Annotated in this window: 10 protein-coding genes; 8 read left to right on the forward strand and 2 right to left on the reverse strand. The window is 54.0% G+C overall.

What is annotated here, in order from left to right; genetic code table 11:
• Window positions 1-18 precede the first annotated feature (18 nt).
• The 3 genes from znuA (at window position 19) to lpxM (ending at window position 3,389) form a co-directional block, all read left to right on the forward strand.
• Window positions 19-963 carry a zinc ABC transporter substrate-binding protein ZnuA gene (gene znuA, locus L350_RS19125; protein WP_032624818.1) on the forward strand — a complete coding sequence of 315 codons (945 nt, stop codon included), beginning with the start codon at window positions 19-21 and terminating at the stop codon, window positions 961-963.
• 15 nt (window positions 964-978) lie between these two features.
• Window positions 979-2,298 carry a murein DD-endopeptidase MepM gene (gene mepM / locus L350_RS19120; RefSeq protein ID WP_022648483.1) on the forward strand — a complete coding sequence of 440 codons (1,320 nt, stop codon included), beginning with the start codon at window positions 979-981 and terminating at the stop codon, window positions 2,296-2,298.
• 119 nt (window positions 2,299-2,417) lie between these two features.
• A complete protein-coding gene (gene lpxM / locus L350_RS19115) occupies window positions 2,418-3,389 on the forward strand; it encodes a lauroyl-Kdo(2)-lipid IV(A) myristoyltransferase (RefSeq protein ID WP_032624045.1) in 972 nt (323 codons plus the stop codon).
• Window positions 3,390-3,432: 43 nt separating this feature from the next.
• On the opposite strand, the gene pyk is transcribed toward lpxM, so the two are convergent.
• Both pyk and L350_RS19105 read right to left on the reverse strand, forming a co-directional pair.
• Window positions 3,433-4,875, reverse strand: coding sequence for a pyruvate kinase (pyk, locus tag L350_RS19110; protein ID WP_003859767.1), 1,443 nt, complete (start codon window positions 4,873-4,875; stop codon window positions 3,433-3,435).
• 114 nt (window positions 4,876-4,989) lie between these two features.
• Window positions 4,990-5,859 carry a MurR/RpiR family transcriptional regulator gene (locus L350_RS19105; protein WP_003859769.1) on the reverse strand — a complete coding sequence of 290 codons (870 nt, stop codon included), beginning with the start codon at window positions 5,857-5,859 and terminating at the stop codon, window positions 4,990-4,992.
• A gap of 354 nt (window positions 5,860-6,213) precedes the next feature.
• On the opposite strand from L350_RS19105, the gene zwf reads away from it, so the two are divergent.
• The 5 genes from zwf to L350_RS19080 all read left to right on the forward strand — a co-directional run bounded on the left by zwf (window position 6,214) and on the right by L350_RS19080 (window position 15,387).
• The gene (gene zwf, locus L350_RS19100) at window positions 6,214-7,689 is read left to right on the forward strand and encodes a glucose-6-phosphate dehydrogenase (protein WP_022648481.1); all 1,476 of its coding nucleotides are present in this window, start codon (window positions 6,214-6,216) and stop codon (window positions 7,687-7,689) included.
• 234 nt (window positions 7,690-7,923) lie between these two features.
• Window positions 7,924-9,735 (forward strand): phosphogluconate dehydratase, encoded by a 1,812-nt coding sequence (gene edd, locus L350_RS19095; RefSeq protein WP_032624046.1) that lies wholly within the window; start codon window positions 7,924-7,926, stop codon window positions 9,733-9,735.
• Window positions 9,736-9,774: 39 nt separating this feature from the next.
• Window positions 9,775-10,416 carry a bifunctional 4-hydroxy-2-oxoglutarate aldolase/2-dehydro-3-deoxy-phosphogluconate aldolase gene (gene kdgA / locus L350_RS19090; RefSeq protein WP_023300441.1) on the forward strand — a complete coding sequence of 214 codons (642 nt, stop codon included), beginning with the start codon at window positions 9,775-9,777 and terminating at the stop codon, window positions 10,414-10,416.
• Window positions 10,417-10,756: 340 nt separating this feature from the next.
• Window positions 10,757-13,270, forward strand: coding sequence for a DUF2345 domain-containing protein (locus L350_RS19085; protein ID WP_032624047.1), 2,514 nt, complete (start codon window positions 10,757-10,759; stop codon window positions 13,268-13,270).
• Window positions 13,267-15,387, forward strand: coding sequence for a T6SS effector phospholipase Tle3 domain-containing protein (locus tag L350_RS19080; protein WP_032624048.1), 2,121 nt, complete (start codon window positions 13,267-13,269; stop codon window positions 15,385-15,387). Before L350_RS19085 ends, L350_RS19080 begins: the two co-directional genes overlap by 4 nt.
• Window position 15,388: the final 1 nt, after the last annotated feature.

The raw sequence follows: 15,388 nt of genomic DNA on the forward strand, positions 1-15,388 counted from the left end.
ACGATGATTAGTCGCATTATGTTACAGAAAAATACGCTTCTTTTCGCAGCTTTATCCGCTGCTCTTTGGGGGACAACAGCACAAGATGTTAACGCTGCCGTTGTCGCTTCGCTTAAACCACTTGGCTTTATCGCCGCTGCCATCGCCGACGGTGTGACGGACACAGAGGTTCTTCTGCCTGACGGGGCCTCCGAGCATGATTATTCTCTGCGTCCGTCTGATGTAAAACGCTTACAGAACGCGGACTTAGTCGTCTGGATTGGTCCTGAGATGGAAGCGTTCATGCATAAATCCGCTAAACAGGTCCCTGCGGAGAAACAGGTGACGATTGGTGAGCTGTCCGCTGTGAAACCGTTGCTGATGAAAGGGGCTGAGGACGAGGGCGACGAACACGACCACGACCATGCTCATGGCGAAAAAGGTGACGACCATCACCATCACGGTGAATACAACATGCATCTCTGGCTCTCCCCAGAGATAGCGCGGCTTACAGCGGTTGCAATCCACGACAAATTAGTGGAACTTATGCCGCAAAGTCGAATCAAACTCGACGCCAACCTGAAGGATTTTGAGGCTCAATTAGCTGCAACCGACAAACAGGTAGGTAACGAGCTCGCACCGCTTAAAGGAAAAGGGTACTTCGTTTTTCATGATGCCTACGGGTATTACGAGAAACATTACGGTCTGACCCCATTGGGGCATTTTACCGTCAACCCTGAAATTCAGCCTGGTGCGCAGCGTTTACATGAAATCAGAACACAGTTGGTTGAGCAAAAAGCGACATGCGTTTTTGCTGAGCCACAGTTCAGGCCAGCGGTCGTAGAAGCCGTGGCCAGGGGAACATCCGTGCGCATGGGAACCCTTGACCCGCTAGGTACGAACATCCAGTTGAGCAAAGCGAGCTATTCGCAGTTCCTCAGCCAACTGGCGAATCAGTATGCGAGCTGCCTGAAAGGAGATTAACGAGGAAGTGAATACGTGCAACAGATAGCCCGCTCTGTCGCCCTGGCATTTAACAATCTGCCTCGACCCCACCGCGTTATGCTGGGGTCGCTTACAGTTCTCACGTTAGCGGTCGCCGTCTGGCGGCCCTATGTTTACCACCCGAGTTCTGCCCCTATTATTAAAACCATCGAACTGGAGAAGAGCGAGATCCGCTCTCTGCTGCCTGAGGCCAGCGAGCCTATCGATCAGGCCGCACAGGAAGATGAAGCTATTCCCCAGGATGAGCTGGATGACAAGATCCAGAATGAAACCGGCATTCATGAATATGTTGTTTCTACTGGCGATACGCTGAGCAGCGTCCTGAACCAGTACGGTATCGACATGGGCAACATTAGCCAGCTTGCCGCATCCGATAAAGAGCTGCGTAACCTGAAAATTGGTCAGCAGCTTTCCTGGACCTTAACGCCCGACGGCGATCTGCAACGTCTGACCTGGGAGATGTCCCGTCGCGAAACCCGCACCTACGATCGCACCGCAAACGGTTTCAAAATGACCAGTGAAATGCAGCAGGGCGACTGGGTTAACAGCGTGATGAAAGGGACCGTCGGCGGCAGCTTTGTTTCCAGTGCCCGCGATGCTGGCCTGACCAGCGCTGAAATCAGCTCGGTGATCAAAGCCATGCAGTGGCAGATGGATTTCCGCAAACTGAAAAAAGGCGATCAGTTCTCTGTCCTGATGTCCCGCGAAATGCTGGACGGTAAGCGCGAGCAGAGCCAGCTGGTGGGTGTTCGTCTGCGTTCAGACGGCAAAGACTACTACGCCATTCGCGCGGAAGACGGTAAGTTCTATGACCGCAGCGGTACGGGCCTGGCAAAAGGCTTCCTGCGTTTCCCAACGGCGAAACAGTTCCGCGTCTCCTCCAACTTCAACCCGCGTCGTCTGAACCCGGTAACGGGCCGCGTAGCGCCGCACCGTGGCGTTGACTTCGCCATGCCGCAGGGCACGCCAGTGCTGGCGGTAGGGGATGGTGAAGTGGTCATGGCGAAACGCAGCGGTGCTGCTGGCTATTACGTTGCTATTCGTCACGGTCGTACATACACCACCCGCTACATGCACCTGCGTAAACTGCTGGTCAAACCGGGCCAGAAAGTGAAACGTGGCGATCGCATCGCGCTGTCCGGTAACACCGGCCGGTCGACGGGGCCGCACCTGCACTACGAAGTGTGGATCAACCAGCAGGCGGTTAACCCGCTGACGGCGAAACTGCCGCGCACCGAAGGGCTGACCGGGAAAGATCGCAAAGATTACCTGGCGCAGGTGAAAGAGGTGATGCCACAGCTGCGCTTCGACTAAGCAAACACCCTCAAAAATAAGCCGGCGTCAGTGTGCGCCGGCTTTTTCTTTTGTACGCGGACGGCTGCCTCGCTACACTATCTGAATATATTTTTGCGTCACCAGACCCTGGAACCCGCATGGAAACCAAAAAAAACAATATTGAGTACATTCCCGAGTTTGAAAAATCCTTTCGCCACCCGCGTAACTGGGGCGCCTGGCTTGGCGTATACGTGTTTGCTGGCATGGCGTTGCTACCTGCTTCCCTCCGCGATCCGGTGCTCGGCAATGTGGGGCGCCTGGCAGGGCGCTTAGGTAAAAGCGCACGCCGCCGGGCGCAAATAAACCTTCTGTACTGCTTCCCGGATAAAACCGACGTCGAACGCGAAGCAATCATTGATGACATGTATACCACCGCGCCACAGGCCATGGCGATGATGGCGGAACTGGCGCTAAAAGGGCCGGAAAAGATCGTCGACCGCGTTGACTGGAAAGGGCTGGAAATCATCGACGAGATGCGTCGCAATGATGAAAAAGTGATTTTCCTGGTGCCGCACGGTTGGGGGGTCGACATTCCGGCAATGTTAATGGCGTCGCAGGGCCAGAAAATGGCGGCGATGTTCCATAATCAGGGAAACAAAATCTACGATTTCGTCTGGAATACCGTGCGCCGTCGCTTTGGCGGACGTCTGCACGCCCGAAACGATGGCATTAAGCCTTTCATTCAGTCCGTACGTCAGGGTTACTGGGGCTACTACCTGCCCGATCAGGATCACGGTCCTGAGCACAGCGAGTTTGTCGATTTCTTCGCGACCTATAAAGCTACGCTACCCGCGATTGGTCGCCTGATGAAAGTCTGCCGCGCCCGCGTGATCCCGCTGTTCCCGGTTTATGACGGTAAAACGCATCGCCTGAGCATTGAGGTACGTCCGCCGATGGACGATCTGCTGACCGCGGACGATCGCACCATTGCACGCCGCATGAATGAAGAGGTGGAAGTGCTGGTGGGGCCACATAAGGAGCAATATACGTGGATCCTGAAGTTGCTCAAAACGCGTAAACCTGGCGAAACAGAGCCGTACAAGCGTAAAGAGCTTTTCCCGAAGAAATAGAAAACCTTCACCCCTCTCCCCTTAGGGGAGAGGGGATCGGAGCTTACTCTACGGTCAGTACGCGGGTGGTATTGGTTGAGCCGATGGTGCTCATCACGTCACCCTGCGTCACGATAACGATATCACCGGATACCAAATAACCTTTGTCGCGCAGCAGGTTCACAGCATCGTGCGCGGCGGCCACACCGTCATTGGTGCTGTCGAAGTAGACTGGCGTCACGCCGCGATACAGCGCCGTCAGGTTCAGCGTACGCTCGTGACGGGACATGGCGAAGATCGGCAGACCGGAGCTGATGCGAGACGTCATTAGCGCGGTACGGCCAGATTCGGTCATGGTGATGATCGCCGTGACCCCTTTCAGGTGGTTGGCTGCGTACATCGCGGACATCGCAATCGCTTCTTCCACATTGTCGAACTGGATATCCAGGCGGTGCTTGGAGACGTTAATGCTTGGGATCTTCTCCGCACCCAGGCAGACGCGCGCCATGGCGGCCACGGTTTCCGCCGGATACTGACCCGCAGCGGTTTCGGCTGACAGCATCACCGCGTCAGTACCATCCAGCACGGCGTTCGCCACGTCCATGACTTCCGCACGGGTTGGCATTGGGTTGGTGATCATGGATTCCATCATCTGGGTGGCGGTGATCACCGCGCGGTTCAGCTGACGCGCGCGACGGATCAGCGCTTTCTGGATACCGACCAGTTCAGGGTCGCCAATTTCCACGCCCAGATCACCACGGGCAACCATCACCACGTCAGACGCCAGGATCACGTCGTCCATCGCGTCCTGATCGCAGACCGCTTCAGCGCGTTCCACTTTCGCAACGATTTTCGCATCGCAGCCTGCATCACGCGCCAGGCGGCGAGCATAGTTCAGATCTTCGCCGCAGCGGGGGAAGGAGACGGCCAGATAATCCACGCCGATCTGCGCTGCGGTCACGATATCCGCTTTGTCTTTATCGGTCAGCGCTTCGGCAGACAGGCCACCGCCGAGTTTGTTGATGCCTTTGTTGTTGGAGAGCGGGCCGCCGACGGTCACTTCGGTGAACACCTTCATACCCTGAACTTCCAGCACTTTCAGCTGTACGCGTCCGTCGTCCAGCAGCAGGATGTCGCCAGGCACAACGTCAGCAGGCAGACCTTTGTAGTCGATACCCACTTTTTCCTTATCGCCTTCGCCTTTGCTCAGGTTGGCATCCAGCAGGAATTTATCGCCGATGTTGAGGAAGACTTTGCCTTCTTTAAAGGTCGATACGCGGATTTTTGGACCTTGCAGGTCACCGAGGATAGCAACATGGCGGCCCAGTTTAGCTGCGATTTCACGCACTTTGTCGGCACGTAATTTATGGTCTTCTGGCGTACCGTGAGAGAAGTTCATGCGCACCACGTTGGCACCCGCGGCGATAATCTTCTCGAGGTTATTATCGCGGTCGGTGGCCGGGCCTAGGGTGGTGACGATCTTGGTTCTGCGAAGCCTTCTGGACATGTAATACTCCGTTGACTGAAACAACTTTGGTGTTGCGTGAACATAGAATCGGCCTTCATCTATCGCAAGGCAGTAGCGAGGGGACCGAATGCCGTAAATCGTACATCGTCGTTATTAGGGAACATCGCTCTTTATAAGCAATTCTTTATCAAAACGCGATTCTTTCAGGGCTTCCTTGACCCGCTTCAAGTTATCCCGGAATTTTGCGCCCCGGCGTAAAGTAAAACCGGTCGCCAGCACGTCGATGACCGTCAGCTGCGCCAGGCGGGAGACCATCGGCATGTACATGTCGGTGTCTTCCGGTACGTCCAGGGTAATGGCGAGCGTTGCTTCCCGGGCCAGCGGCGTACCTGCCGTCGTCAGGGCGATGACCATCGCATCGTTGTCACGCGCGAGTTGCGCCAGCTCCACCTGGCTCTTGGTGCGGCCCGTATGGGAGATGAGTACCACGACATCATCTTCGCTACAATTCATACAGCTCATGCGTTGCAGCACAATGTCATCGGAGTAAATCACCGGCACGTTAAAGCGAAAGAACTTATTCATGGCGTCATGCGCCACGGCGGCGGACGAGCCAAGGCCAAAGAAAGCAATCCGTTTGGCCTGCGTAAGAAGATCGACCGCGCGATTCACTGAACTCATGTCCAGAGACTGGCGAACATGGTCGAGCGTGGCCATTGCCGATTCAAATATTTTTGCGGTGTAAGCATCAACACTGTCGTCTTCATCTACATTGCGATTAACATACGGGGTACCGTTTGCCAGACTTTGTGCCAGATGCAGTTTAAAATCAGGAAAGCCGCGGGTGTCCAGACTACGACAGAATCGATTGACCGTCGGTTCGCTGACGCCCGATTCCTGTGCCAGAGCGGCGATGCTTGAATGAATCGCCTGAGCGGGCGCGGCGAGAATAACTTCGGCCACTTTGCGCTCGGATTTGCTAAGGTGTTCCAGTTGAAACTGGATTTTTTCCAGCATGTTCATTGTTAACAAGACGCTCATGAGGGCATAAACGATTTCATAGAGATGAAACCTTGATTCGATTTAGCCGATATTACCCCCGGGACACCCGAAAGGGTAATCGTCGACAAGAAATGTTGTTGTTTTTTTTCATTACTTGATCGACGTCGGGTTTTGCTCTGACCCTGTTGCGCAAAGAATCGACGTTTGTTGCGTCACCAGACGGGCGTAATGGCCCGCGCGACGAAAAATCACCGTATCGCACGCGTCGTTAAGCGCTAATGGTTTCAGGAAACGCGTAAAAGCAGTACAGTGCATTGTAATAAAATTACAACGATACCTGGCAGAGTACCAGGAGATCTAACTGAGGAGAATGACATGGCGGTAACGCAAACAGCCCAGGCATGTGACCTGGTCATTTTCGGCGCGAAAGGCGATCTTGCACGCCGAAAATTGCTGCCTTCCCTGTATCAGCTCGAAAAAGCGGGCCAGATCCATCCCGATACCCGAATCCTTGGGGTAGGGCGCGCCGACTGGGATAAGGAGGCTTATACCAAAGTCGTACGCGAGGCGCTCGAAACCTTCATGAAAGAGAAAATCGATGAAAGCCTTTGGGATAAGCTGAGCGGGCGTCTCGATTTCTGTAATCTGGACGTCAACGATGTAAGCGCCTTTACCCGTCTGGGTGAAATGCTGGACCAGGAAAATCGCGTCACCATTAACTATTTCGCCATGCCGCCAAGCACCTTCGGCGCCATCTGCAAAGGTCTGGGCGAAGCGAAGCTGAACGCCAAACCGGCGCGCGTGGTGATGGAGAAGCCGCTGGGTACGTCGCTGGCAACCTCGCGTGAAATCAACGACCAGGTGGGCGAGTTCTTTGAGGAGTGTCAGGTTTACCGTATTGACCACTATCTGGGTAAAGAGACGGTTCTGAACCTGCTGGCGCTGCGTTTTGCCAACTCCCTGTTTGTGAACAACTGGGACAACCGCACTATCGACCACGTGGAAATTACCGTGGCGGAAGAAGTGGGCATCGAAGGCCGCTGGGGCTACTTCGACCAGGCCGGCCAGATGCGTGACATGATCCAGAACCACCTGCTGCAAATTCTGTGCATGATTGCCATGTCTCCACCGTCAGATCTGACGGCCGACAGCATTCGTGACGCCAAAGTGAAAGTGCTGAAATCACTGCGCCGTATTGACCGCTCCAACGTGCGTGAGAAAACCGTACGCGGCCAGTACACCGCAGGTTTTGCCCAGGGGAAAAAAGTCCCTGGCTATCTGGAAGAAGAGGGCGCGAACAAGTCCAGCAACACCGAAACGTTTGTGGCGATCCGCGTGGATATCGACGACTGGCGCTGGGCCGGCGTGCCGTTCTACCTGCGTACCGGGAAACGTCTGCCGGCAAAATGCTCCGAAGTGGTGGTCTACTTCAAAAATCCGGAACTGAACCTGTTCAAAGAATCCTGGCAGGAACTGCCGCAGAACAAACTGACTATTCGTCTGCAACCGGATGAGGGTGTGGATATTCAGATCCTGAACAAAGTGCCGGGTCTTGATCACAAACACAACCTGCAAACCACCAAACTCGACCTGAGTTACTCTGAAACTTTCAACCAGACGCATCTGGCCGATGCTTACGAGCGTCTGCTGCTGGAAACCATGCGTGGTATTCAGGCGCTGTTCGTCCGCCGCGATGAAGTGGAAGAGGCGTGGAAGTGGGTCGACTCAATCACCGAAGCGTGGGCAGCCGACCAGGACGCGCCAAAACCGTATCAGGCGGGAACATGGGGACCTGTCGCCTCCGTTGCGATGATCACCCGTGATGGCCGCTCCTGGAACGAGTTTGAATAACCCCCATCTCTAGCCCAAAGGTGTTATTTTACCGGTAACATGATCTAACACAGCAAGTGGCATAATTTTTAATCTTTTAAGCTCCGCGTGGATTCACCCGCGGAGCTTTTTTTATTACACTCCCTTCAGACATTTTGCCCCTGTGCTCCGGATATCAGGCGTTTCAGCGTTGTTAACAACCGTCAGAAACTGTGTAAACTCCCGAGCCTGGACAGATAAATTAGAGGAGCTTTTATGAATCCGACATTGTTACGCGTAACACAACGCATCGTTGAACGCTCGAAAGAGACCCGTGCTGCCTACCTTGCCCGCATCGAACAGGCGAAGAGTGAAACGGTCCATCGCTCACAGCTGGCCTGCGGGAATCTGGCCCACGGCTTTGCCGCCTGCCAGCCTGGTGATAAAGACGCGCTGAAAAGCATGCTGCGTAACAATATCGCCATCATTACCTCCTATAACGACATGCTTTCAGCCCACCAGCCGTATGAGGTTTACCCGTCTATCATCCGCAATGCGCTGCACAGCGTGAACGCGGTGGGCCAGGTTGCAGGCGGCGTGCCGGCCATGTGTGATGGCGTGACTCAGGGACAGGACGGTATGGAGCTGTCTCTGTTGAGCCGCGAAGTGATCGCCATGTCGGCGGCAGTGGGCCTCTCTCACAATATGTTTGATGGCGCGCTCTACCTGGGCGTATGCGACAAAATCGTCCCGGGGCTGGTGATGGCCGCGCTGTCGTTTGGCCATCTGCCAGCGATTTTTGTGCCGTCAGGCCCGATGGCAAGCGGTCTGCCAAACAAGGAAAAAGTCCGTATCCGCCAGCTGTATGCCGAAGGAAAAGCGGACCGTCAGGCGCTGCTGGAAGCGGAAGCCGCGTCCTATCACGCGCCGGGCACCTGTACGTTCTACGGTACGGCCAACACCAACCAGATGGTGGTGGAGTTTATGGGGATGCAGTTGCCGGGCTCGTCGTTCATCCAGCCGGATGCGCCACTGCGTAAAGCGCTGACCGAAGCCGCAGCCCGTCAGGTGACGCGTCTGACCGGTAACGGCAACGAGTGGATGCCAATGGGCAAAATGGTGGATGAAAAAGTCATCGTCAACGGGATTGTCGCCCTGCTGGCGACCGGCGGTTCAACCAACCATACCATGCACCTTGTCGCGATGGCGCGCGCGGCGGGCATTCTGATCAACTGGGATGACTTCTCCGAGATCTCCTCCGTGGTACCGCTGATGGCGCGTCTATACCCGAACGGTCCGGCGGACATTAACCACTTCCAGGCCGCGGGCGGCGTGCCGGTGCTGATGCGCGAGCTGCTGAAAGGCGGCCTGCTGCATGAGGATGTCAACACGGTGGCGGGCTTTGGCCTGCATCGCTATACCCTTGAGCCGTGGCTGAACAATGGTGAGCTGGACTGGCGCGAGGGGGCGAGCAACTCGCTCGATCCTCAGGTTATCGCGACCTACGAACAGCCGTTCTCTCCTCACGGCGGCACCAAAGTGCTGAGCGGTAACCTTGGGCGTGCCGTAATGAAAACTTCTGCCGTGCCGGAAGAGAATCAGGTTATCGAAGCCCCGGCGGTGGTGTTTGAAAGCCAGCACGACGTTTTACCTGCCTTCGACGCGGGTCTGCTTGATAAAGACTGCGTAGTCGTGGTGCGTCATCAGGGACCAAAAGCGAACGGGATGCCAGAATTACATAAACTTATGCCGCCGCTTGGTGTATTATTGGACCGCCGTTTCAAAATTGCGCTGGTGACCGATGGACGCCTCTCGGGGGCATCCGGTAAAGTGCCTTCAGCGATTCATGTCACCCCGGAAGCCTACGACGGCGGCCTGCTGGCGAAAGTCCATGATGGAGACATGATCCGCGTTAACGGTCAGACAGGCGAGTTAACCCTGCTGGTGGACGAAGCAGAGCTGGCGGCGCGTCAGCCACATATTCCTGACCTGAGCGCATCCCGCGTGGGTACCGGACGCGAGATGTTTGGTGCGTTGCGTGAGAAACTCTCCGGTGCGGAGCAGGGCGCAACCTGTATTACGTTTTAAGACGACTTGATTTTAACGATCTGGCGAGAGAAAACTCTGATGAAAAACTGGAAAACAAGTGCAGAAGCAATCCTGACTACTGGCCCTGTCGTGCCGGTTATTGTGGTAAACAAACTGGAGCACGCTGTCCCAATGGCGAAGGCGCTGGTTGCGGGTGGCGTTCGTGTTCTGGAAGTGACCCTGCGTACTGCCTGTGCGATGGATGCGATTCGCGCTATCGCCAAAGAAGTGCCGGAAGCGATCATCGGTGCTGGTACGGTTCTGAATGCGCAGCAGCTGGCGGAAGTGACCGAAGCGGGCGCACAGTTTGCCATCAGCCCGGGCCTGACCGAGCCGCTGCTGAAAGCCGCAACCGAAGGTACTATTCCGCTGATCCCGGGTATCAGCACCGTTTCTGAACTGATGCTGGGCATGGACTACGGCCTGAAAGAGTTTAAATTCTTCCCGGCTGAAGCGAACGGCGGCACCAAAGCGTTGCAGGCGATTGCAGGCCCATTCTCCCAGGTGCGTTTCTGCCCAACGGGTGGCATCTCTCCGGCCAACTACCGCGACTACCTGGCGCTGAAAAGCGTGCTGTGCATCGGTGGCTCCTGGCTGGTTCCGGCGGATGCGCTGGAAGCAGGCGACTGGGATCGCATTACTAAACTGGCTCGCGAAGCGGTAGAAGGCGCGAAACAGTAACAAATGCTCAATGCATAAAGCAGGCCCTCTGGCCTGATGCTGGTCACTTTATGTGACCAGCATGTATAAGTTCTTCTTCTTCTTCTTCCCACAAACATTTTTAATATCCCTAACCCCAGGCGTATCATTCTTCATTATTAAATAATCCCTCACTTATATATTTGATGAATAATTCATTCTTAATTTATCTGTGATGAGATTGCCTGGGCTCTTTTTATTTGTTCTGTGAATAATATTACTTCCTTTGAGTCAATTCAACTTGAGGTTGGGTATTTTAATAGGAGAACGATAGGTGTATTGTTTTTAATAAACGGAATGTTTGTTAAAAGGATAGATAATAATGTCAGGGGAATCTGAGGTGGCTCAACGGCGGGACACATTAAACAGATATTTATTGTATTTCCCGCGTAGCAAAAATGTTATTTCTGATGTTCATTCTTTTACAGGAAAAGAGATATTAAGCGAGCCTTATCGTTATACCATTCGCTTTACCAGTCCGGATCAAAATATTGCCATTAATGCTGTTCTTAATCAAAGGGCTGAGTTTATTCTGCGTGCACCCAATCTGGAAGCCTCATGGCATGGGCAAACCTCCTGGCTGCCGGTTCGCCAGATTAATGGCACGATCACCCAATTTTCCCGGCTGATGTCTTCAGGTGACGAAGCACTGTATGAATGCGTGCTGGAGCATGAGCTGGCGCTGCTGGATCAAAATTACCGTTCTGCGGTTTACATGAACATGACAGTCCCGGAGCTCGTTACAAAGCTGATGAAGGACAGTGGTCACTTTGACGGCTACAACATTGATTTTGAGCAACTGAGCCACAGCTATCCACGACGGGAAATGATCGTTCAGTGGAAAGAAACCGATTTGCGGTTCATCCGTCGGCTGCTGGCAGAGATAGGGATCTGGTTCCGTTTTGAGAATCACAACAAAGTGAAAACGGAAACCGTCGTTATTTTTGGGGATTCTGCGCGTCGTTACAACTTCAGCGACAAACAGATGCCTTATGTCCGACATTCAGGCATGACCAGTTATAACGAATACATCACCGATCTGGAGGAGCAGCACGGCCTGATCCCAAAAAATGTGTTGGTTCGCACCTATAACTACCGTGACCCGCAATCGCCGCAGACGGATAAGACCATTAAAACGAGCGATATTCCCGAAGGTGTAACGACAGGCCAACACTATCACTATGCCGATCACTATCTTGCTGCGGGGGATTTTCACGGTGAAGAGGCGGAAACCGCCGCATTTTACGCCCGTCTGCGTTATGAACGCCTGTTGAACGGACAAAGTGTTCTGGGGGCGACAACCAGCGATCCCGAGCTTCAGCCAGGCATTATGTTTTATCCCTCAGGGCCTTTACCTGACGGGTTTAAGTCCGGGTTTGTGATAACTGCGATGATTATCCGCGGCAGCCGTGCTGAACACTATCGCGCCGTACTTTCTGGGATCCCCTATATCCACGGCTATAGCTTCCGTCCTGAATACATATCCCGGCCGGTGATAGCCGGAACGGTGCCCGCCAGAGTGAAGGCTATCGGGGGAGATAAAACCTATGCCGGACTTGATGCGGTTGGACGCTACCGGGTTAAGTTCGATTTTGACCTTGATGAAAAACGGGTCGGATTTGAAAGCGCCCTGGTACGCCTCGGCAGGCCGTACGCCGGTGACACTTTTGGTATTCACTTTCCGTTGCTGGAGGGGACTGAAGTTGCCGTAGGTTTTGAAGGCGGCGACCCGGACAGACCTTTTATCGCCCATGTCATGCACGACGGCAGCCACCCGGATTTAGTCACAAACCGTAACGATACCCGAAACGTGATCCGCACGGCCGCGTTGAACAAGATCCGTCTTGAAGATCGTCGCGGGCAGGAACACATCAAAATCTCTACCGAGTACGGCAAAGGGCAAGTGAGTGTGGGCCACCTGGTTGATGCTGAGGGCAAAAAGCGCGGGGAAGGTGTGGAGGCTCGCACCGACGACTGGATGGCGCTGCGTGCTGCCAAAGGCGTGATGATCACCACGGAAGCACAGCCCCGCGCGGGGGGTAAGCAACTGGATATGACAGCGGCTATTGCACAACTCGAAAAGGCGCTATCGCTGGCGATGACCCTACAACAAAGTGCGCTTACGGCAGGTGCGAGTAATGTGGAAACCGATCGGCAAAATGCGCTCAGCCAGACGCTGAGTCATCTCGCGGAGCCCGGTATTTTGGCATATGGAAAAAGTGGAATTGCGCAGGTTACGCCGGACAGCCTGCAATTGTCAGCCGGGAAAGACCTGATTGCCACAGCGGGCGGGAATGCCAGCGTGAATGTGGTGAAAAAATTCTCGCTGGCCGTAGGGGAAAAACTGTCGCTGTTTGCCCGCAAACTCGGCATCCAGATGATTGCCGGTGCGGGGGATATTACGACGCAGGCGCAGCGGGGCGAAATGCACATGCTGTCGCAGCAGGATTTCACGCTGACGAGCACCGCCGGGAAAATGAACGGCAGTGCCAGAAAGGGAATGCAGTTTGTCTGCGGGGGCGGCGGGATCCGGATCAGCCCGACCGGACTGGTCACGATTTTCTCGCCGACGGGCATTGAGCTCAAAGCGCCGAGCCTGAAATACGACGGTCCGGAAAGTGTGTCGGTACCGACGCCATCCTTTGACAAAGGCGCCTTTAAACTTCGCTACAAACTGCACGCCGGCGATGATCCGGAGCAAATTCTGGCAAACAAAAAATTCAGGCTGACCAGTGCATCCGGACAGGTGGTGGAAGGCGTGACGGACAGCTGCGGTCGTTCACCCCTGCTCGATGCTGACGACCTCGACAGCTATAAAATGGAGATAATGGAATGACGGAGGCGAAGACAAAACCCTACGCTCCACGGGTGGTATCAGAAGGCGATATTCCGGTACACAAAACCCTGGGCGAAGTCGCCCAGACGCGCAACGTCGGGATACCGCGTCCGATGCCCGGCATTGTGATCCTCGTCCATGGCGTGAACGACGTGGGTGAAGCTTACCAGAATCAAGAGAAAGGAATACTTGTCGGGCTGGGTAAGCGACTCAACCGGCAGGATTTTTACGCCCACGAATGGAAAGACTACAGAATTATCACTCCCGGGCGTTCCCCCATCATCCCGTTTTACTGGGGATATAAACCGGTTACGCATGCTGACTACCGGGCGGACCAGAAGCGCTACCGGGAGGAAGTCGGGAAGCTGAGTGACAAAGCGCATCTTCCCTATGATGCGTACCAGGAAGATAACGAGACGAATAAAAAGTCGCTGGGTAATGACGGAAAAGGGCCGTTTCAGTACCAGAACGATAACTTTAAGAACGCACTTGATAAGAGTTTTGCCAAGGGGGGCGGGACCTTTGCCAACGCGACGACGACGATCCCGGATATGCTGGGGCCCGGCGCCGGTGGCTTCGGCGTTGCCGCTGCGGGATTTGCCTCGCTGCACTTCAATGATGGCGATTTTACCCATCCCATTTATGAAAACCCGCACCGCATTTACCAGTTTTTTGCCGCTCAACGGCTGGCGGATTTGATTATTCAGATTCGTCAGCCGTTAGTAACTCAAAACGATGTTATCAATATCGTCGCTCACAGTCAGGGCACGATTATTACTATGCTGGCAAATATGCTGGTGAAACAGGCCGGATACGATCCGGTAAATTGTGTGATTCTTAATCACTCACCATATTCTCTTGAGTCGCGCGTGGCTGAAAATATTCAGCCGGGCTATCAACAGACCGACGACGCCAGACAGCAGACATTTAAAAATTTCTGTCGCCTGATGCATACGCAATGGAAAGGGGGTGGGAAAATGGCAGAGAGCGAATTACTTGCTCTGGAGGCCTCCTGTACCCTGCGTAAACCTTCCGATAATCCGCTGCGAACGGATGGCAGATATTGCCGAAGCAACGACGGTAAAGTGTATAACTACTTTTGCCCGAACGATGGCGTCGTGTCGCTGGAGAATGTGCAGGGGTTTGGCTGGCGGGGCATTCCTCAGAATATTGCCAGTGATATACCGAATCTGTTTCAGCGTGTGTTTTACCAGCATGGTGAAGTAGGAAACATCCCTGACGCTAACCCCTTTGAGTTACAGCCGCGAAATGAGGGGGATGCAAAATATGCCTTTCTCACGAACGCCAGTTACAGCGCTCGCGATGTGGTGATAAATGGTGAGGAGTTACCGGAACCTTTTATTTTCAAACTTCAGGGGGAGGATAATCACCCGGATAACGATCCTAAAACCAGTGATAAACCGTATACCTATTATGTCGATCCGGACAGCCCGGACGCCTACATTTCCTATTCCGCCAAAGCCAGCGCCATTAAGCGCACAGTAACGACAACCTTTGCTGTGAACCGCTATCAAAATATTGGCTGGCAGCCTGGTCACGTTTTATCTGCTTCAGAGCTTAAAGAAGAGAGTTTTGAACGCAAGCATGAAGTTATTTATGGTGAGGTGTCAGGTTCGCGTGATTTTCAGTTAGTTACCCTTACCTGGAAGAAAACACCGGAAGAACTGCAAGCGGAATGGCAGAAAATTGACCCGGTAGGCTACAGCCAGCACTCCTCTATTGTGATGAGTGAATTTGTGCCATCGCACGCTATGGCGTTTGATTTGGCTATTGGGCAGTGCAAATCATTCGATTATCAGGCGGGGAAATTTTGGGAAGGGTTGCTACATCGGGCAGACTGGCGCGATCCGCAGAACGGTTATCCTGCCGCTAAAGAATATTACCGTACCGGAATACTAGATGAACAGCGTACGAAATGGTTTATGAATAAGCCTGATGAGGTGCTTCCAAAAGGGGAGTACGGTGTGGAAAACCACTTTAATAATGCCTCGCCAGCCATGCCGTCACGCGAACTGTCCATCAGAAATCAGGATGTGGCAAATTTGCAATGGGATATGCCAAAGCCCATGAGTGATAGTCAACTGGCTAAAGGATAGA

The organism is Enterobacter sp. MGH 4 (assembly GCF_000534735.1).
Classification (GTDB): Bacteria; Pseudomonadota; Gammaproteobacteria; order Enterobacterales; family Enterobacteriaceae; genus Enterobacter; species Enterobacter intestinihominis.

What these genes read in the sequence shown, in the direction of transcription:
- znuA (WP_032624818.1), top strand. Translation starts at nt 19, where the DNA reads ATGTTACAGAAAAATACGCTTCTTTTCGCAGCTTTATCCGCTGCTCTT.
- lpxM (WP_032624045.1), top strand. Translation starts at nt 2,418, where the DNA reads ATGGAAACCAAAAAAAACAATATTGAGTACATTCCCGAGTTTGAAAAA.
- pyk (WP_003859767.1), bottom strand. Translation starts at nt 4,875, where the DNA reads ATGTCCAGAAGGCTTCGCAGAACCAAGATCGTCACCACCCTAGGCCCG.
- L350_RS19105 (WP_003859769.1), bottom strand. Translation starts at nt 5,859, where the DNA reads ATGAACATGCTGGAAAAAATCCAGTTTCAACTGGAACACCTTAGCAAA.
- zwf (WP_022648481.1), top strand. Translation starts at nt 6,214, where the DNA reads ATGGCGGTAACGCAAACAGCCCAGGCATGTGACCTGGTCATTTTCGGC.
- edd (WP_032624046.1), top strand. Translation starts at nt 7,924, where the DNA reads ATGAATCCGACATTGTTACGCGTAACACAACGCATCGTTGAACGCTCG.
- kdgA (WP_023300441.1), top strand. Translation starts at nt 9,775, where the DNA reads ATGAAAAACTGGAAAACAAGTGCAGAAGCAATCCTGACTACTGGCCCT.
- L350_RS19085 (WP_032624047.1), top strand. Translation starts at nt 10,757, where the DNA reads ATGTCAGGGGAATCTGAGGTGGCTCAACGGCGGGACACATTAAACAGA.
- L350_RS19080 (WP_032624048.1), top strand. Translation starts at nt 13,267, where the DNA reads ATGACGGAGGCGAAGACAAAACCCTACGCTCCACGGGTGGTATCAGAA.